Below are 18,658 nucleotides of genomic sequence, written 5' to 3' on the forward strand. Positions count from 1 at the left end.
CCTTGCATCAATGTGAGGCTCAAGTGCATCGTAACCATAGCTTAAACTCGGTAGTTTGAAAGTCATAAAATCTCTCCTTTATCTATATTAATCTAATGTTCTCTATTAATATAGCTACCCAGCCTGGTTATTGATAAACATTATCATCTATTAAACATTATCCCGTTTCTAGTCATTGATAAACTGGATTATTTCTGGCATCAGGTCCGGATGGAGCTCAAGGTCAGGATCGCTGTAGGTCTCAAGATTTCCCTCCATATCCCTTGGAGCATCTTTTAGTATGTGGTTCATTCCAGATATGAGGACTGGCTTTGTACCTGCTGCCTGTGAAAGAATCATGGCGTCATTCACTGTTACCTGTACATCATTGTCCCCTTGAATAACCATAATTGGTGAAGAGATTTCCCCATATACTTCCGTTGGGTCGTACTTGAACCAGGATATCAGATATGGTTGGATGCTATCCCTAAAGAGGGATTGCAGGGCATCAGGCACGTTTTCCACAAGTCTCCCCTGCTCCAGCTCAGTTATAATAGGGTCGGTCATGGCTGTTATTTCCTCAGGCTGTCCTGACAGCTGCCTTCTCAGGGTATCAGATGCCCTCTCTCCAACTCCTGCCAGGGATACAAAGCCTGCAACTTCCTTCTGGGCCGCAGCGGCAGCTGAGATCAGTGCACCCTCGCTGTGACCAATAAGATAGATTTGGCTGAATCTTTCGTCCTGCTCAACCTTTTCAATCCACATAACCATATCATTTACGTAATCTTCAAATACAAGGTCCTCTTCACTTTCAATCAGGGACATTGATTTGGCGATTCCCCTCTTGTCAAAACGTAGGGATGCAATTCCGGCCTGAGCCAGGTCTTCTGCCACCATCTTAAGACTATTGTTGTCCCCTGCTATGGCACTGTTACCGTCCCTATCAGTTGGGCCAGACCCCTGATGGATTATTGCAACCTTGAAGGGTCCTTCTCCCTCAGGGAGCATCAGGGACCCTTTGATTTCACCTTCCGCAACCTCCAGGTTGTAGGCCTCCTCTGGAAGACCCCCTTCACCACAACCACCAAGCATAAATAATGCTGCAACCATAATTATAATCAAACCCTTTCTCATGAGTTTTCCCCCTTACATAGATAGGACAGGAGAGTCTTCACCCTCCTGTCGTCTTGCTTCTATAGTGGCTTAAGCTTTGCAGTGAAGTGTCTAAGGACCTTGGGCTCCCAGGTTATTTCATATCCCTTTACCTGATCCTTTCTTGCCTTGATTTCCTTTAGTGCCTCTACTATTACATCAAGGTGAGACTGGGTGTAAACCCTTCTTGGTACTGCAAGTCTTGTAAATTCAAATTGTGATTCTATCTGTTCTCCTGTGTCAGGGTCATTGCCCATCATGTATGAACCGATGTCACAGCTTCTTATCCCAGCTTCAATATAAAGCTCTATTGCCAGAGCCTGTCCTGGGAACTCGTAGTATGGAATATGTGGCAGCAGCTGCTTTGCATCAAGGAAAACCGCATGGCCTCCAACTGGTGACTGGTAGGGTATGCCTTCCTCATCCAGCTTGCCCGCAAGGTATTCCATTTGACCTATTCTGTATCTTAGAAAGTCAACGTTTGTTCCTTCCTGAAGACCTATGGCCATTGCTTCTATATCCCTACCTGAAAGTCCTCCATATGATATGAAGCCTTCATAAGGTATTGTTCTTGCCTTAACCATTTCATACAGGTCCGGGTCATCCTTGACTCCTATAAGCCCTCCCATGTTGATGATTGCATCCTTCTTTGCACTCATGGTAAACACATCAGCATAGCTGAACATTTCCTGGGCAATTTCCTTGATTGACTTGTCCTGGTAGCCTTCTTCTCTCATTTTTATAAAGTAAGAGTTTTCAGCATATCTTGCAGCATCAATGCAAACTGGAATGCCGTAGGATTTTGCGATTTCTGAAGTCTCTCTGATGTTTGACATGGACACCGGCTGACCTCCAGCGCTATTGTTGGTAACAGTTATTATAACCATGCCAACGTTTTCCGGACCATTCTCCTCAATCAGTTCCCTTAACTTAACATTGTCCATGTTGCCTTTGAATGGGTGGAAGTTTACAGTGTCCAATGCCTCAGGAATTACACAGTCAATAGCCCTTGCTCCAGCAAGCTCAACGTGTGCTCTCGTCGTATCAAAATGCATATTTGATATGGCAACTTTACCATCTTGAAGAAAAATTGGCATAACAACCTTCTCTGCAGCTCTACCCTGATGTACAGGTTGGAAATATTTATACCCAAATACATCCTTGGCGGACTCCATAAGATTCTTGTAGCTTCTGGATCCGGAATAAGCCTCATCTCCTACCATGATTCCCGCCCATTGGTCAGCGCTCATGGCACCTGTTCCACTGTCAGTTAAAAGGTCAATGTAAACATCATCTGAGTCCAGGGCAAATACGTTGTAATTTGCCTCCTTTATTTTTTCGATTCTCTCTTCTCTTGTTAAAATCTTGATTGGTTCCACCATCTTGATTTTAAATGGTTCAGCGAAATACTTTGTCATCTTTTCCCCTCCTGGTTTAATATGATTAAAGGTTTCCATTCAGACCGATTTCATCAGCCACTTTTCTCATTCCCATTATGGTCTCGTGGATCACTTCCTTTATGTCCATCCCAAGCATGTCTGCACCCTCAGCGATTACATCCCTGTTTACACCTGCAGCAAAGGACTTCTGGCCCCACTTCTTCTTCACTGACTTGGCTTCCATGTCCATTATTGATTTGCTGGGTCTCATCAAGGCTGTAGCTGCAACCAGCCCTGTAAGCTCATCTATTGTATAGATAACCTTCTCCATTTTTCCCTTTGGCTCTACATCTGTACAAAGCTTCCAACCGTGGCTCATCACTCCCCTGATGTAATCCTCAGGCCAGCCTTCCTCCTTGAGGATCTGCTCTGTAATCTTGCAGTGCTCTTCAGGGTACTTGTCATAGTCAAGGTCGTGAATAAGACCTATCACGCCCCATTTTTCAGGGTCCTCATCAAACAGCTGGGCAAAATGTACCATTGTGGCTTCTACTGCCAGGGCATGCTTGATCTGACTGTCATTTTCAACATATTTTGTTAGCAGCTCGTATGCTTCCTCTCTCGTTGGTTTGTAATCTGACACAAAATCCCTTCTTTCTTTAATCTATTCTATTATCTTATTTTACATAATTTTCTCACAAAAGACAAGAACTCCTTGGTCACTCCTTCAGGTTTCTTGGTAATATAAACCAGAAGATGCTTCCTTCCCCAGGGCTGCTTTCTACCCCTACATGGCCTTTATGGGCAAGAACAATTGTCTTTACCAGTGACAGACCAATACCAGATCCGGTCTTCTGCCTGGTGTGACTCTTTCCACCTCGATAGTACCTTTCCCAGATATAATCCTGCTCCTCCTTATGAATTCCCTGGCCATAATCCTTGATTGAAAATTTCACCTCATCTAGATTACCTTCCATTTTAATTTCAATCCTTTTATCATCCAGTGAGTAATTGATGGCATTGTTTACCAGGTTGTAGACTGCCTGTGAAATCTTCAGCTTATCACCAATGAGTCCAGTTTCTCCCTCTGAGCTTAATGTAATTTCAAATCCTTCATTCTCCACAAAATAGCTGAACCTTTCCAAAACATGTTCGGATTCATTACGAAGATCAAACTCCTCCATTTTAAGTTCTCTAAGCTCTGATTGGATCTTAGTGAGATCCAGCATATCATCAACTAGTCTGCTGAGTTTGTCCGTTTCCTGTATTATTGTGTTCAGATGCTCGTCCCTCTTTTGGATATTATCACCGGATATATCCCTAATCATCTCACCATAGGATTTTATAAGTGTAAGAGGTGTCTTTAGGTCATGAGTTATATTTGCAATAAAGTCCCGCCTCAGCTCTTCACTTTTCTTAAGCTCCTTGGTTGCCTGACTTAAGGTATCGGCAAGATTGTCGATCTCCTGATAATCACCCTTTCTGAACTCCACATCATACCTTCCTTCACCCAAACCCTTTGCACTTCTTGTGATGCTTATTATTGGCGCTGAAAGTCTATTTGAAAGGAAAAGTGACAGGCCCATTGAAAGAACAAGCGAAATTAATGTTATTACCAGGAGCTGATTCTTCAATACATTTACCGTAGAGTCAATTGGCTCAAGAATTGTATTGATAAATAGAAAATAATTTGGACCTACTCTATTTTCAAGAACAGCACCATAGACGATGGTCTCAGCATCCAAGCTTTCATGACTCCTAGTGTAGACGGTAAAATTGTCCTCTGACATGTAAAGTTGATTCAGAAACTGGGAAAATGCAGACTCCTGAAGTCTTGGCCTTCTAATAAAATCCATTATATCCAGCGGGTAAACTACACCACCATCCTGATTAAGGATATTTATGACTATTCCTTCTGAAAAGGATTTGTCCAGTAGCTCCTGTTCAAACTCTTCCGTCCCGTAAAGTGCCACCAGCTGGTTCCCAATTTTCTTGATTTCGTTAGTCTTCATTGTCTTGTAAAAGCTGTTTATGAATACAATCTGAAGTAGCCACAATATGATCATAATTATTGCGGCAAAGGTCATAAAATATGTCCATAATTTAAAATTCAGAGACTTTACACCCAATACTTTTTTCATGCCATCACTCATTTCCAGGCTCAAATTTGTATCCTAATCCCCTTATGGTTACAACATAGTCCCTATAAGCTCCAAGATTGCTTCTAAGCATCTTAATGTGCGTATCTATGGTCCTGTCATCACCATAAAAATCATATCCCCATATGTCCCTCAGAAGCTGCTCACGGGTTAAGGCCCTGTTCTTGTTTTGGGCCATGTATACCAGTAGGTCATATTCCTTTGGGGTCATATCTATCTTCTTGCCATCAACATGTACATTTCTTCCATCAAGGTCTATCTTGATCCCCTTGAAGAGTAGTAGATCCCTGTTTTCTCTTCCCTTGTCACGGCTTATTATGGCGTTGATTCTGGCCATCAGCTCCTTCGGGGAAAATGGCTTGGTCACATAATCATCTATCCCAAGTTCAAATCCAAATAGCTTGTCGTATTCCTCTCCTCTTGCAGAAAGCATCAATACCGGGGTGCTGGAAAATTTTCTTATTTCCTTGACTGCCATAAACCCATCAAGCCTGGGCATCATTATATCCATTACTATTATGTTGAACTCATTTTCCCTGCACATGTTCACAGCCTGTAATCCATCCTCAGCCTCATATACCTTGTGGCCATTGAACTCGCCGTATTCCTTGACGACCTCTCTGATTTTCTCTTCATCATCAACAACAAGGATTCTGTACATATTATCACCTCTTGGTTCATTTTATAATATCCATGTGAACATCATGTGAAAAGATGATATTTTATATGTTGTACATACTTTTCTCTGATGTCTAAAATACCACCTTCAGTTCAATAATAGCAAATCAGCGAAAAAGAAACAACAGACTCAAGTTTTGAGTCTGTCCTATTTAATCATCTCTTCAATTTCCATTATCTTTTCCGCCAAGTCCTCAAGGTTATCAAGATAGATGTCAGCTCCAGCCTTTTCAGCCAATTCCCTGGTGTCTATTCCCCGACCCCCCATTAGGATCTTTGGTGATTGTTTTCCACCTTCATTCCTTAAAGCCTGAACAAGATATTCAGCACTGTTAAGGCTCCCTGTTGAGAATACTGAAAGGACCACAAGATCAACCTCTCCCTGCTTTATCACCTGCTTCAAATCCCACAGGGGAATGCTCCTTCCTATGAATATGATCCTCCAGCCTGCCGCCCTGAAAAACTGGGATACAAACCTTAGACTCAGGGTGTGTTCCTCATCACCTGGGGTCATGAAAAGGGCCACATGCCTCTTTGTGTTGGTCGTTGGTTCGACCTCCGAGAGAAACTCGGTCAGGGAGGATATTATGCCCGTGGAGTAATGCTCCTGAGCCACTGTTATCTCGTCCCTCTCCCACATTTGCCCCAGCCTGTACAGGGTTGGGATGAACAGGTCCGTTATGATTTGTGTCAGTTTCATTCCTCCTGAATGGATGGCTTTTGCGATTTTTTTTGCTTCTTCACCTTTTCCCTGAATCAGGTTGGCGATAAAATTCTCCAGTACCCTATCAGTCAGCTCCAGGCCTTCAGTCTCTTGAGAATAGCTTGTCTCCTCAACTCCCATAAGGTAATCTATGCTTGTGTTTAGATACTCAGAGATTTCCCTGAGGATTGTCTCCCCAGGGAATCTTGTATTGTTCTCATAATTTGCAACTGTCGATTGAGCAATCCCAAGCTTTGAGGACAAGTCCTTCTGTGTTATGCCTGTTTTTTTTCTGGCTTCCTTTAACCTGGTTCCAAAATTGCTCATCTCAGTCCTCCTGTCTATCCGGTGATTTTTCTTCTGAATGCCACAAATATCCCTACTGCTATCATACCGATTCCACCAAAGAGTGTCAATTGTGACATGTCATTTGATCCGGTCGCTGGAAGTGCTGTCATAACTGGCACTTCTTCAGCTGGTGCTTCTGCTGATAGTACAAAGTCTGAAGGTACAAGTACTGTGTCTATTACATGGATCACTCCGTTGCTTGCTTCGATGTCTGCTGAGATTACGTTTGAGCTGTTGATCCTTACTCCCCCGTCAAGGTCCACTGTTATGTTGTCTCCCTTAAGGGTTGGTGCCATCATTCCGTCTGACAGGTCTGTGCTCATTACCTTGCCTGATACCACATGGTAGAGCAGTACTTCTGAAAGCTGTGGGTGTGCCAAAAGGTCTCCTGCCTCTATTCCCAATTGACCAAGCAATTTTGCAAATGCTTCATTTGTTGGTGCGAATACTGTGAATGGTCCCTCTCCCTGAAGCGCTCCCACAAGCTCTGCCTCTTGCAGTGCTGCAACAAGGATGCTGAAATCCTCTGAGCCCACTGCGAGGTCAACTATTGTTCCAGGTGCTTCTTCAGCTGGTTCCTCTGCCGATAGAACAAAGTCTGAAGGTACCAGTACTGTGTCTATTACATGAATCACTCCGTTGCTTGCTTCAATGTCTGCTGTTATGACATTTGAGCTGTTGATTCTTACTCCGCCGTCAAGGTCTACAACAATGTTGTCTCCCTTGAGGGTTGGTGCCATCATTCCATCTGACAGGTCAGTGCTCATTACCTTGCCTGATACCACATGGTATAGAAGCACCTCTGAAAGCTGTGGATGTGCCAGAAGGTCTCCTGCCTCTATTCCAAGTTCACCAAGTAGCTTTGCAAAGGCAGCATCTGTAGGTGCAAACACTGTGAAGGGTCCCTCTCCCTGTAGTGCCCCTACAAGCTCTGCCTCTTGCAGTGCCGCTACCAGGATGCTGAAGTCCTCCGAACCAACCGCTATATCAACTATCGTTCCTTCTTCTGCGAATACCGGGATGCTAATTGCCAACATCAATGCCAACATGATACTCATAATCTTTTTCATTTTTCTTCCTCCTTGTTTTCTCGTTTGTTTTATATGGTTATGTTTAATTTCTTTCTGTAAGTACAGAATATTTCATTACGTGATATTTGTCAACCCCTTTTTGAAATATTTTTTAACTTATTTTTAGATATTATTTCTTTATGTGATTTTAGTGGGCAAAAAAAAGAGCCCTAGGGCTCTCCAAGTAGCTATTAAACTAGAATTGACTTAATTAATTTATCCACCATCTTAGGTGTTCTTTCGTAAAGATCTACCTTGTATACCCTCTCAACATATTTGTGGTAATCCTTCCCCCATGGTCCAACGTTAAGGACAGGCATGGAAAGTTCCTTGATAGTGCCAAGTGGAATATAGTATACATCCTTCCACATAAGCATGTTATCTTCAATGTAACCAATGTTTTCCTTGTCAGCCTCAAACATCCCATAGGATAGGTCGGATATACCAGTGAAATAATTCTGAACGAAGCAATCCTGATTCCATTCTTCCCTAACCATATTCATCATATCCTCCAAGGCTGAATCAATCCTTCTCTTCCCTTCAGGAATCATCAGATTATTAACGTTTGGATAATATGGTGGTGCAAGTGCAATCACTATCATTGGAGATAGGTCATTTACATACTCCATGGTCTTTTCTATAATACCGTAGGCACCATCAATCAGGGTTATGCTTTGATTGTTGATTCCTTCCTTGGTCTCCTCCATATGCTTCTCGATTGCTTTGAGGAAATCTTCTCCTGAATCCCTTCTTGCTTGTTCATATAGCTCACCATAAAGCTTTACGTTTGATTTCCAGGGTAGCCTTTTCTGGTCTTCACCTTTCAGCTGGAGATATTTGGAATAGCTCATATTAAGCTCTTCAATCACAGCCTCAAATGAATCCTCAGATATCTTTCTCAGGGCTTCAAATATGTCCTTAGGTGGCTTGGCCAGAGTCAGGACACTCATATATCCTGCAGCTGACATGGGTAGACTGACATCATAAACATTCTTTCCATCCTTCATATATAACCAAGTGGGAGGTGGAGTTACAGTATTGCCAACCTTTTCAAGGAAGTCCGGGTTTACCTCTGTTCTTCTGACTATTTCAGACAGTAGATTAATTGGGTTTAAGCCCTGGAAAATATGTCCAACATGTGTAAGTGCACCCCTAACATAAACTACAGGCATAAGCTTTCCAACTGATCCGTCATACAAAGTCTGAACCTGAGGATCGTGTCTGTCATGAGGCTCAACATTAAGAAGCAGCACGTAATTCAGAGTATGCTTTTCCTTAAGCTCTTTAAGAAGCGTAACCGCTCCCCTCATTCCAGCAGAAAGGTTTTCTTCATCCGGCACACCGATTAGTATTATGTTTCCCTTGAAGTCCTTATCCTTCATGTACTCCTCTACCAGTGCCAGGTGAATTGAAGCGCCTCCCTTCATGTCAGCAACGCCTCTTCCAAACAGCCAATCTCCACTATCCAGGTCCTTCTTTACCTCTTCGGAAATTTCGACCTTTCCTTCCCTGAATAGCTGTGTGATTTCATCAGGCTTGTAGGCAAGTTCGCTGTAAACACCGTAAGCATCCGTATCCACAATATCTGTATGATGAATCAGGATAATTGTATCACTTCCTTCACCCTTCAATAGACACCAGGGAACCTTCCTTCCAAAATTGTCTCCTTCAATATCATGAAATCCGAAATTGTCTGGATTCTGTCTTAGATATCCCTGTTCCTCAAACCATTTCTTGAAAAATATCTGATTGTTCCTTTCAAGCTCTGTTCCAGTATGGGTTACAGTCCCTACATAGTCCTTCAGTATACTTTCAATTCTTTCTCTTCTATCCATTTTATCACTCCCAAGAATTATTCTTACCACATTGTATCAGTAAAGCAATAAATTCACAATATGAAATTACTGCCTTTTACCACAGTTCGGGCAGTAGGTAAAGCTTGGATCCAAGGGCTGACCGCAGTCATTGCAGTATCTAATACTTCCAAAGCCTTCTTTGTAGGTCAGGTCCTCTTCCCTTATACGGATACTCTCACCCCGTTCAATTCTTTCTCCAACCTCTGCATCCAACTGAAATCTTTCACCACAGCAGGTTGTAACCACAAAATACCTTCTCTTCCATTTTACTATTGGTATGAAAAACAAGCTGAAGGTATTGTATTCCATATAGACCTGGTAGCTTCCATATCTCCCACAGCTGTTACATACCTCAGGACCACCTTCATATTCAAGCTTTTTCTGTATTGGATAGACTCCTGCAATAAATATCATAGTCTCCAACCTTTCTGTTATCAATTATATGATTATTATACATTACTATTTCTTGATGGTAAAAGGACTAAACAAAATAATGTCCCTGGTGTTTCCACCAGGGACGAATGATTATTGTAGGAAGAACTTCACCGTTGCGATTTATCATATGGAATACCTTCCGCCTTGGGTGCCCGTGAATTCTTCGAGGTAAGAGCAAGAACTACCATGGTTGCAAGATATGGTAATATCCTGTAGTAGGTCTGGTTTATACCAAGGTCAAACAGGAAGGGTATAAGGGATACGGAATATGCCAATGTTCTGAGGAATGCGAAGAACATTGCTGCAAACATTATTCTTATTGGCTTCCACTGACCGAAGATCATAACAGCCAAAGCAAGGAATCCAAAGCCTGCAACTCCAGTGTGTCCGCTGACATTCCCATCAGTCACCCCTACCGCATAGAAGAAGCCTCCTATTCCTGCCAGAATACCTGACAGGCTTACACCAGCATATCTCATCTTGTATACGTTTATACCTACGGAATCAGCTGCATGAGGATGCTCACCGCAGGCTCGAAGCCTGAGACCAAACCGGGTCTTATATAGCAGAACCACTGCTATGGCAAGAATTATAAAACCAATTATTACAGTAAGGTAGGTCCTTTGGAAGAACATCTGACCAATTACTGGAATCCTGCTCAAAACTGGTATTTCCCTTATATAAAACCTCATGTTTGTGGTAATGCCGTCACTGTTGAAAAACATCTTGGAAAAAAGCAGTATGATAGCTGGGATCAGCATGTTCAATGCAGTTCCAACAATAACCTGGTTTGCCTTCATGTTTATGGATGCGAATGATAGTAAAAGTGAGTAGATAAGCCCAGAAACACCTGCAACCACCATCCCGATAAGAAGTATGGTCTGGGGACCCATTGATGTGCCCTGGACATTCAATACGAATAACGCCCCGAAAAATGCCCCAAAGAGCATGATTCCTTCAAGAGCAATGTTAATTACACCACTTCTTTCACTGAACATACCCCCAAGGGCAACTAGAAGTAGTGGTACACCTACAGGAAGCATGTTTTGAATCAAATAATATACAACATCCATTATTCTGCCTCCTTTTCAGTATCTTGTTCCATCTGTGACTCCACTTCCTCAACAGGCTCCTCACCCAATTCCAAAAGTGGTTCATTTTCATCCTTACCAAGTCTAGCCTTTATAAATCTAGCAATTGCCGTATTCATTATCATCGCAAAGGCTGAGAAGTATATTATTACAGCAACTACGATATCAATAATTTCAGGCTTGAATCCAACAAGACTTGTCAGGGTTCCTCCCCTTTGTATATAGGAGATGAAGGTTGCCGACAGTATGGTACCTATTGGATGGGCGCTACCAAGAAGTGCAACAGCAATTCCTGTAAAGCCATTTGTAGCGATTATGTTTATGGGTTCATAGGTCATACTGCTGCCTGCTATTGCTGATGGTGCCAGTATTGCAAAAGCCCCGCCAAGACCTGCCATCCCTCCAGCAATTACCATGGTAAGGATAATGTTTCTCTTGCCCTGCATACCTGCGTACTCTGCAGCATGCTTGTTGTGTCCGGTTGCCTTCAACTCATATCCAAAGGTCGTCTTTTCAAGGACAATGTATAAAATTATTGCTATTAAAATTCCAAAAACGATTCCGAAATTGACGTTTGATCCCGCAATTCCAAGCGCTGGTATCTGAACACCCGAATCGATGTATCTGGTTCTTGTCATCGAAGAGTTATACATTACACCATTATTCTGGATCCACATGTCCACCAGGTACATACCAATGTAGTTGAACATAATTGATGTTATTACCTCGTTTACATTTAGAAGTGCCTTGAATATTCCTGGAATGAATCCCCAGATCATACCCCCTAGAAAGCCTGCAAGAATTGCCACTATCCAGTGGGTGCTTCCAGGCAGGTCCCACATGAAAGCAACATAAAGGGCAAAGAACATTCCCATTGTATACTGCCCTGAAGCACCAATGTTGAACAAGCCCATCTTAAAGGCGAATCCAACAGCCAAACCAGTCATCAGTATAGGTGTTGCAAAGTAGAGTACATCTCCAAGTCTTCTCATACCTCCTAAAAGAACAAACCTAAATCCTGCTACTGCGTTACCTGGACTTGCAATCAGCATTATTATAAATCCAACTACCAATCCTAGAAAAACTGCCATGAATGCTGCTCCTAGAGATTTGAAGCCTGGATGGGATGTTATTCTCTTAAAGTTGTATTTTGGTTTATCATTATTATTATTCCCCTGCATGTCCAGTCTCCTTTTCAGTGTTTCTCTTGGCTCCAGCCATGTACAGGCCCAGCTCCTGTGTGGTAGTTTCCTTGGGATCAAGTTCCCCGACGATTTCACCTTCGTATATCACAAGGATCCTATCGCTGACATTCATTACCTCATCAAGCTCCAAAGACACCAAGAGGACTGCCTTTCCGGCATCCCTGCTTGCAATTAGCTGACTGTGAATATACTCGATCGCACCTACATCAAGTCCCCTTGTTGGCTGTACCGCTACAAGCAACTCATGCTCCTTGTCAATTTCACGGGCTATTATTGCCTTTTGTTGGTTTCCCCCGGACATGCTCCTTGTCATGGTGGTTGGACCCTGACTGCTCCGTATGTCAAATCTTTCTATCAGTTCCTCCGCATAATTTCTCATTTCATCAAACTTGATGAATTGATTCTTCTGGAATTTAGGCTGCCAATATCTTTGTAGTATTAGGTTTTCCTCAAGCTTGTAGTCCAGCACTAGACCATGCTTGTGTCTGTCTTCCGGGATATGGCTCATTCCTGATGCAGACCTTTCTCTTATGGAGGCTTTTGAGATATCCTTTCCACGAAGTGTAATCTCTCCAGAAACCAACTTTTCAAGTCCAGTAAGGCCATACACAAATTCAGATTGACCGTTTCCGTCAATTCCTGCGAGGCATACAATTTCTCCAGCTCTTACATCAAATGATACATCCTTTACGGCATTGTTCTTATGGGTTTTTGATGCCACAGTCATATTCTTAATTGACAGGATTACATCTCCTGGTTTGTTCTCTTCCTTTTCTACAGAAAAGCTTACATCACGTCCAACCATCATTCTTGAAAGCTCTTCCTTTGTTGTTTTTTCAACGTCAACTGTACCGATGTATTTACCCTTCCTTAGGACTGTGCACCTGTCCGCAACCTCCATGATTTCATTTAGCTTATGGGTAATAAACAAAATCGACTTACCTTCTGCAGCAAGATCCTTCATTATTTGGAGAAGCTCCTTGATCTCCTGGGGAGTTAGCACAGCTGTGGGCTCGTCAAAAATAAGGATCTCGTTGTCCCTATATAGCATCTTGAGAATCTCCACCCTTTGCTGCATTCCCACAGAAATGTCTTCAATGAGGGAGTCTGGGCTTATCTTAAGTCCATACTGCTCACTGAGCTCCATTATCTTGTCCTTGGACTGTTCCATTTCCAGGAAACCATTTTTCACAGGTTCAACACCGAGAATTATATTCTCAAGGACTGTAAAAACCTCAACCAGCTTAAAATGCTGGTGAACCATTCCTATTCCCAATGCGTTTGCATCATTGGGGTTGTTTATGGTCACCTTTTTGCCATTTTTTCTGATTTCGCCCTTTTCTGCCTGATACAGTCCAAAAAGCACGCTCATCAAGGTGGATTTCCCAGCTCCGTTCTCGCCTAGAAGGGCATGGATTTCTCCTTTTTTCAATTTTAAGGTAATATTGTCATTTGCAATAATACCCGGGAACTCTTTTGTAATATTAAGCATTTCAACAATATAATTTTCCACGTTAACCTCTTCTTATCTTTTATTTTTTTAATACTATCTACTTCATACCCACTGATATAAACATGATACCATAAAAGCTGCCATTTTTTCGAGCAAAATTTAACCGATTCGAAGTAAATTTGTGGCAGCTTTTATTATTTCAAAATATTTATCTTCAAAAACTAGACCAGGGAAAGGCAGTTGCCTTTCCCTGGTCTTTTGCTTCCATAAGGCAAAGGCCAATATGTTATGAAGCTATTATTGTTATCTTGTAGTTACAGATACCTTTACAAGGCCAAGAGCTTCTGTAAGCTCATCTGCAGTTGCATAACCTGAAGCATCAGCCACTTCGATTTGACGAAGGATATCCATGTTTCCTGCTGCAAGCTCTGCAAATATTTCATCATATGCTGCCTGGTCGAAGGATTCAAATCTGTCAAATGCATCTCCACCCTCTTCTCCAAGAACCTCGGTTGGAAGACCAACGCCGTCATTGGAAGCGTTGAAGTAGGTTGATGTTCCTGAATATGTGTCCCATGTATCATTATAGATTGACTCAAGTACGCTTATAACTGAAGCTGCAAGTCCCTTTGTAGCTGAAGTTATAACTGTTTCGCTGTCATATCTCTGGTCAACGTCAACACCTATTACTTTTGCATCAGCTTCTGAAGCTGCTGACATAACACTCTTACCAACTGCTCCACCAGCAGCGAAGATTACCTCTACGCCTTCCTGGTACATCGTACTTGCTGTAGCCTTGTTGGTATCATTCTCTTCAAAGTTTCCAGTATAGTGATATGTTACTTCAACTGAACCGTCTGCCATCCCCATTTCGTTTGCTGCATACTCAGCACCCTGAAGGAATCCATAACCGAATGCCTGAACAGCAGGAACCGCCATTCCGCCCATGAATCCAAGATCGGTCATTCCGTCCATTACAGCTGCATAGCCTGCAAGGAATCCTGACTCTTCTTCAGCGTAAAATATACTTGCTACATTTTCTTTTGTTTCAAATACTGAATAGTCAGCGGTATGTGGTGCTCCGTCCAAAAGGATGAACTTCACATCCGGATAAGCTGTCTGTGCTTCGTATATCGGCACTTCAAAAAGGAATCCAGGAGTTACTATTATCTCAGCTCCTCCCTGAACAGCAAGGTCGATTGCTGCTAGGTAACCTGCATCTGATGCTTCCTCAGGCTTGATGTAAGTGTGTGAAATGTTGTTTTCTTCTGCAAAAGCAACCACACCTTCCCAAGCACCCTGGTTAAATGACTTGTCATCGATATTACCCTTGTCTGTTATAAGGGCTATCTCGTAGCCATCGCTTCCGCCATCTCCACCAGTTGAACATCCTGCCAAACTTGCTGCTACCAACATGATTGCCAAAGCAATTGCCAGTATTCTTTTCATCGTATTACCCCCTTAATATAATCGTAAAGCTTATGTGTATGACCTAATTATAACGGTTTTCCAATTCAATTACAACAAATTTGTAATTTCACTGGTATCCACCGACTATATTCAGGCCCTCCAATAAAATATTTACCCATTATATTTTTATTCTAACTAATACTCATTTATATTTCAGAATAGGTCCACTCCCCTTAACCGGGAAATATCTACATTCCATTATTTCGAAGCTTCCTGATAAACTCTATGGAATTCTCCCCTGATAAAGGTTTGCTAAAATAGTAACCTTGAAAATAATCACATTTGTTCTTTATCAGATAGTTCATTTGGTTTTCAGTCTCAACTCCTTCGGCGACTACCACATGACCCAATTTATGAGCCAAGGATATGATATCACTGGTTATGCTGTCCCCTTCATTTGTAGAATCCAGCTTGTCAATAAATGCCTTGTCTATTTTAAGGCAGCTTATATCAAGGTCCCTTTCCCTTGAAAGGGAGGAATAGCCCGTTCCAAAATCATCAATGGCCGTTTCAATTCCCAACTGCTTAAGTCTACTTAGCTTAGTGTTTATCTCTGTGATGTTGCTGCTGAAAATCGATTCTGTAAGCTCCAGGTTGACCTTATCCAAGCTAATGCCCGTTTCTCTTGATGCCTGAATCAGGTCTGGTATGAAATCATCCCTGAGGAGTTGAATTATGGAAATGTTTATTGATATGAAAATATCGTTGTATCCCCTTTCTTCAAGAGAATTGAGGAATGAAAAAGATTGCCTCATTATATCTCTTCCCAATGGGACAATAAGCTTATTGCTCTCTGCGATTTCTATAAACTCATTTGGAGGAACAAGACCTAATTGAGGACTGTTAAATCTTGCCAAAGCCTCAAAGCCGTGTACATCCAGTGTCCTTGCATCAATAATTGGCTGATATTCCATAAACAAACCCTTTGATATTCTCCCATCAACATAGCCTGCAATATTTTCCTGTATTCTTTCTCTCCTCAAAATCTTCCTTTCCATTTCCTTGCTAAACAAGCAAAATCTTCCCTCCTGTCTATCACTGGCAGTCTTGGCTGCAATGGAGCTATACTTCAGAATTCTATCAACATCCCTGCCTACTTCACCAAGCTCAAGGATTCCCAGATATCCATGGATGGTATTGATCGGCATAGATTCATCCATCCTACTTACAATTTCCCAACTTATGCTTTCAATGTATCCCCTGTCTTTAACTTTCTCCAAAAGTACAATAAATCTATCAATTGATATATGAAATACCTTGGTATGGGAATCCTGAAGTTCACTTAGACTTTTACCGATACTTTGTATCAACTCTTCAGCATAACCGTAACCATATGTAAGATTGAGCAAGCTGAAATTTTTAATGTTTGCAAGTATAGCCACTGAGTTTTCAACGGTATCCATATCTTCAATGTATGTACTGAAATATCTTCTATTATACAATCCTGTAAGCGGGTCATGTTCGTATATGTACATAAGCTTTTGTTCATTCTGCTTTCTCTTGCTTATGTCCTCCACAAAACAAATATAGTTGAAACCCTCCAGCTTATCGAGAATAAGTCTGCAAATTTTCATATCCACCCATACATGGCTACCGTCTGGTTTGATATATCTTTTTTCCATTTGGAAATCGTCTATCTCACCCCTCCATAGCCTCAAGAAATTTTCCCTATCCATCTGTACATCATCTGGATGGGTTATGTTCTCCCATCCAATCTTCAGAAGCTCTTCATAGCTTCTTCCAACTATTTCCTGAAACTTTTTGTTGATGGTGGGTGAACCTGCCAGAGTCTCTTCCATGTAGCTTCCGTTGTGACCGATTGTAATGCCAAGATTCGCCTGCTCAAATAAAGTTCGAAAGAGCCTCTCCTTTTCCATGAGATCCTTGCCAAGTTTTTCTATTTTATTATCCATTGCTGTTATGCTTTTAACATTTGGCTTACCATCAATAATATAATCCATATAGTCTCCTTAATCCCTAATGTTTTTTAATATGAAAATCCAAAATTTTCTATTTCAATCTTTCTCAAAACTATACTGAAGCAACATAAGACCTGTTTCTGCCATCTGATTTTGCCCTGTATAATTCTCTGTCAGCAATCTCCATAATCTGAGAATACTCGCTTAAGTCTACAGTTTTCCCAAACACACCTCCGACGCTTATGCTCACCGGGCTTCTAGTTTCGCTGTGATCATATTTCAGGTTCAATTTCTTGATCCTGTTTCGCATAAGATTTCCAAGGTTGACTGCCTCTTCAAATTTGGATGATTTTGAAATGTAAACAAATTCTTCTCCACCATACCTTCCAACCATGTCACCACTTCTTCGAGAAATGGCCTGGAGCTCTTTGGCAATTTCCTTAAGGCATCGGTCTCCTTCACTGTGCCCCCAATAGTCGTTATATTCCTTGAAATTGTCAATATCAACAATAAAGACAGCGATTGTACTGTTTTTTCCCCTGTAGTTTGAAAGTAACCTTTTCAGCTGAAGATTTACACTTCTCCTATTAGGAATTTCAGTAAGTTCATCCTCAAAGGCCTCCCTTTCAAGAATGGTGTTGGATTGTCTAACATCTTCAAGCTCTTTTCTATTTTCCTCAAGCTCCTTTTCTAGAGTTCTCTTAACCTGGTCAAGCCTATCTTTTTCTTCAAGATGTCTGATTTCAACATTAAGAATCTCAAGCCTGTTTCTAATGTTTGAATTCATGATTTCCTGATTTATCAAGAAGAATTTCTTGTGATAGGAAAGTGCTGTCCTGTAATCCATGATGTTTTCATACTGGATTGACACCTTCTGATATAAATCACTTAGTTTTTTCTTTGCACCCACTCCCAGAGCAGTTGAAATTGCATCCTTTAATATTGCAATTGTTTCTTCCGGGTCCTCTTTTGTAAGTGCAAGATTTGAAAGCACATCTATCCTATAGAACTGATTGTCCACCCTATCCAATATTCTAAGGGCTCTTTTGAAATAATCCTCTGCCAGTTCAACATTCCCTTTTATTTGCTGAGCCTTGCCGATTTTGTTGGCTACTTCTCCCATGCTGACAAGGTCCTTACCCTCGTCAAGAATTCCATAAGATTTCATAAGATATTCCAAGGCCTTGCTATGGTTTTCCTGGATAAGATAAACTTCACCAATATTACCAAGAATGGTCGCCTGATAATATTTAAGGCTGTGCTCTTCAGAAATTTCATATGCCCTCTCATAGAATTCCAAAGCCTTATCATACATGCCTGATTCTCTGTAGACCTCTCCGATATTGTTAAGGATACTTCCTAATAGATTTGGATTGCTAAACTCCTTCAGGTTGTTCAGGCCATCAAGAAAGTATCTGATGGCTTCCTCATACATGGAGCTGTAGAAATAAGCCACACCAATAAGATTATATGCCTTTGATATACCTTCCATGGAATTTACCTTTTCATACTCGCCAAGTGCCTTGAAGGAGTAGTCGAGTATATTGCTTTTATCGGATTTTGTTCTTGCAACAAAGGCCATGCCAATATAGCAATCGCCTATCTTATCATTTCTACCTGTCTCCATTGAAACAGCTAACGCTTCATTACAAAGCTCCATGGATCTGTCTGGATTTAAATTGACTTCAGCCCTTGCTTCCTCTAGCATATCATCAATCAGTCTTGATAGCTTCTTGTTCATAAGCAACATCCCCATAATTA

The 18,658-nt window shown here is 41.6% G+C and carries 15 protein-coding genes; all 15 read right to left on the reverse strand.

Annotated features, from left to right (window positions below; all coding sequences use genetic code 11):
- Positions 1-168 precede the first annotated feature (168 nt).
- Positions 169-1,113, reverse strand: a complete 945-nt coding sequence (locus ACKVDP_RS12515; protein ID WP_409229221.1) for an alpha/beta hydrolase — start codon at positions 1,111-1,113, stop codon at positions 169-171.
- 59 nt (positions 1,114-1,172) lie between these two features.
- Positions 1,173-2,549, reverse strand: coding sequence for a tryptophanase (locus ACKVDP_RS12520; RefSeq protein ID WP_409229222.1), 1,377 nt, complete (start codon positions 2,547-2,549; stop codon positions 1,173-1,175).
- Positions 2,550-2,574: 25 nt separating this feature from the next.
- Positions 2,575-3,153, reverse strand: coding sequence for an HD domain-containing protein (locus ACKVDP_RS12525; RefSeq protein ID WP_409229223.1), 579 nt, complete (start codon positions 3,151-3,153; stop codon positions 2,575-2,577).
- Between the two features lie 76 nt (positions 3,154-3,229).
- Positions 3,230-4,651 (reverse strand): sensor histidine kinase, encoded by a 1,422-nt coding sequence (locus tag ACKVDP_RS12530; protein ID WP_409229224.1) that lies wholly within the window; start codon positions 4,649-4,651, stop codon positions 3,230-3,232.
- Between the two features lie 4 nt (positions 4,652-4,655).
- The gene (locus ACKVDP_RS12535) at positions 4,656-5,330 is read right to left on the reverse strand and encodes a response regulator transcription factor (RefSeq protein ID WP_409229225.1); all 675 of its coding nucleotides are present in this window, start codon (positions 5,328-5,330) and stop codon (positions 4,656-4,658) included.
- Positions 5,331-5,495: 165 nt separating this feature from the next.
- Positions 5,496-6,377, reverse strand: coding sequence for a helix-turn-helix domain-containing protein (locus ACKVDP_RS12540; RefSeq protein ID WP_409229226.1), 882 nt, complete (start codon positions 6,375-6,377; stop codon positions 5,496-5,498).
- 14 nt (positions 6,378-6,391) lie between these two features.
- The gene (locus tag ACKVDP_RS12545) at positions 6,392-7,468 is read right to left on the reverse strand and encodes a fasciclin domain-containing protein (protein ID WP_409229227.1); all 1,077 of its coding nucleotides are present in this window, start codon (positions 7,466-7,468) and stop codon (positions 6,392-6,394) included.
- 191 nt (positions 7,469-7,659) lie between these two features.
- Positions 7,660-9,303: a M20/M25/M40 family metallo-hydrolase gene (locus ACKVDP_RS12550; RefSeq protein ID WP_409229228.1), complete on the reverse strand. Its 1,644-nt coding sequence runs from the start codon at positions 9,301-9,303 to the stop codon at positions 7,660-7,662.
- 66 nt (positions 9,304-9,369) lie between these two features.
- Positions 9,370-9,738, reverse strand: coding sequence for a zinc ribbon domain-containing protein (locus ACKVDP_RS12555; RefSeq protein WP_409229229.1), 369 nt, complete (start codon positions 9,736-9,738; stop codon positions 9,370-9,372).
- A 128-nt stretch (positions 9,739-9,866) separates the two neighbouring features.
- Positions 9,867-10,832 carry an ABC transporter permease gene (locus ACKVDP_RS12560; RefSeq protein ID WP_409229230.1) on the reverse strand — a complete coding sequence of 322 codons (966 nt, stop codon included), beginning with the start codon at positions 10,830-10,832 and terminating at the stop codon, positions 9,867-9,869.
- Positions 10,832-11,941: an ABC transporter permease gene (locus tag ACKVDP_RS12565; protein ID WP_409229231.1), complete on the reverse strand. Its 1,110-nt coding sequence runs from the start codon at positions 11,939-11,941 to the stop codon at positions 10,832-10,834. Before ACKVDP_RS12565 ends, ACKVDP_RS12560 begins: the two co-directional genes overlap by 1 nt.
- 76 nt (positions 11,942-12,017) lie before the next feature.
- The gene (locus tag ACKVDP_RS12570) at positions 12,018-13,568 is read right to left on the reverse strand and encodes an ABC transporter ATP-binding protein (protein WP_458306250.1); all 1,551 of its coding nucleotides are present in this window, start codon (positions 13,566-13,568) and stop codon (positions 12,018-12,020) included.
- Between the two features lie 243 nt (positions 13,569-13,811).
- The gene (locus ACKVDP_RS12575) at positions 13,812-14,957 is read right to left on the reverse strand and encodes a BMP family lipoprotein (protein ID WP_409229232.1); all 1,146 of its coding nucleotides are present in this window, start codon (positions 14,955-14,957) and stop codon (positions 13,812-13,814) included.
- A 209-nt stretch (positions 14,958-15,166) separates the two neighbouring features.
- Positions 15,167-16,939 carry a putative bifunctional diguanylate cyclase/phosphodiesterase gene (locus tag ACKVDP_RS12580; protein WP_409229233.1) on the reverse strand — a complete coding sequence of 591 codons (1,773 nt, stop codon included), beginning with the start codon at positions 16,937-16,939 and terminating at the stop codon, positions 15,167-15,169.
- Between the two features lie 70 nt (positions 16,940-17,009).
- Positions 17,010-18,658 (reverse strand): diguanylate cyclase (locus ACKVDP_RS12585; RefSeq protein ID WP_409229234.1); only part of this gene is annotated, 1,649 nt, incomplete at its 5' end.

This window comes from Gudongella ferriphila (assembly GCF_046224405.1).
Classification (GTDB): Bacteria; Bacillota; Clostridia; order Tissierellales; family Tissierellaceae; genus Gudongella.

Bases quoted from the DNA above. Each gene is read 5' to 3' on its own strand.
- ACKVDP_RS12515 (WP_409229221.1), bottom strand. From the start codon at position 1,113: ATGAGAAAGGGTTTGATTATAATTATGGTTGCAGCATTATTTATGCTT.
- ACKVDP_RS12520 (WP_409229222.1), bottom strand. From the start codon at position 2,549: ATGACAAAGTATTTCGCTGAACCATTTAAAATCAAGATGGTGGAACCA.
- ACKVDP_RS12530 (WP_409229224.1), bottom strand. From the start codon at position 4,651: ATGAAAAAAGTATTGGGTGTAAAGTCTCTGAATTTTAAATTATGGACA.
- ACKVDP_RS12535 (WP_409229225.1), bottom strand. From the start codon at position 5,330: ATGTACAGAATCCTTGTTGTTGATGATGAAGAGAAAATCAGAGAGGTC.
- ACKVDP_RS12540 (WP_409229226.1), bottom strand. From the start codon at position 6,377: ATGAGCAATTTTGGAACCAGGTTAAAGGAAGCCAGAAAAAAAACAGGC.
- ACKVDP_RS12545 (WP_409229227.1), bottom strand. From the start codon at position 7,468: ATGAAAAAGATTATGAGTATCATGTTGGCATTGATGTTGGCAATTAGC.
- ACKVDP_RS12550 (WP_409229228.1), bottom strand. From the start codon at position 9,303: ATGGATAGAAGAGAAAGAATTGAAAGTATACTGAAGGACTATGTAGGG.
- ACKVDP_RS12555 (WP_409229229.1), bottom strand. From the start codon at position 9,738: ATGATATTTATTGCAGGAGTCTATCCAATACAGAAAAAGCTTGAATAT.
- ACKVDP_RS12560 (WP_409229230.1), bottom strand. From the start codon at position 10,832: ATGGATGTTGTATATTATTTGATTCAAAACATGCTTCCTGTAGGTGTA.
- ACKVDP_RS12565 (WP_409229231.1), bottom strand. From the start codon at position 11,941: ATGGCAGTTTTTCTAGGATTGGTAGTTGGATTTATAATAATGCTGATT.
- ACKVDP_RS12575 (WP_409229232.1), bottom strand. From the start codon at position 14,957: ATGAAAAGAATACTGGCAATTGCTTTGGCAATCATGTTGGTAGCAGCA.
- ACKVDP_RS12580 (WP_409229233.1), bottom strand. From the start codon at position 16,939: ATGGATTATATTATTGATGGTAAGCCAAATGTTAAAAGCATAACAGCA.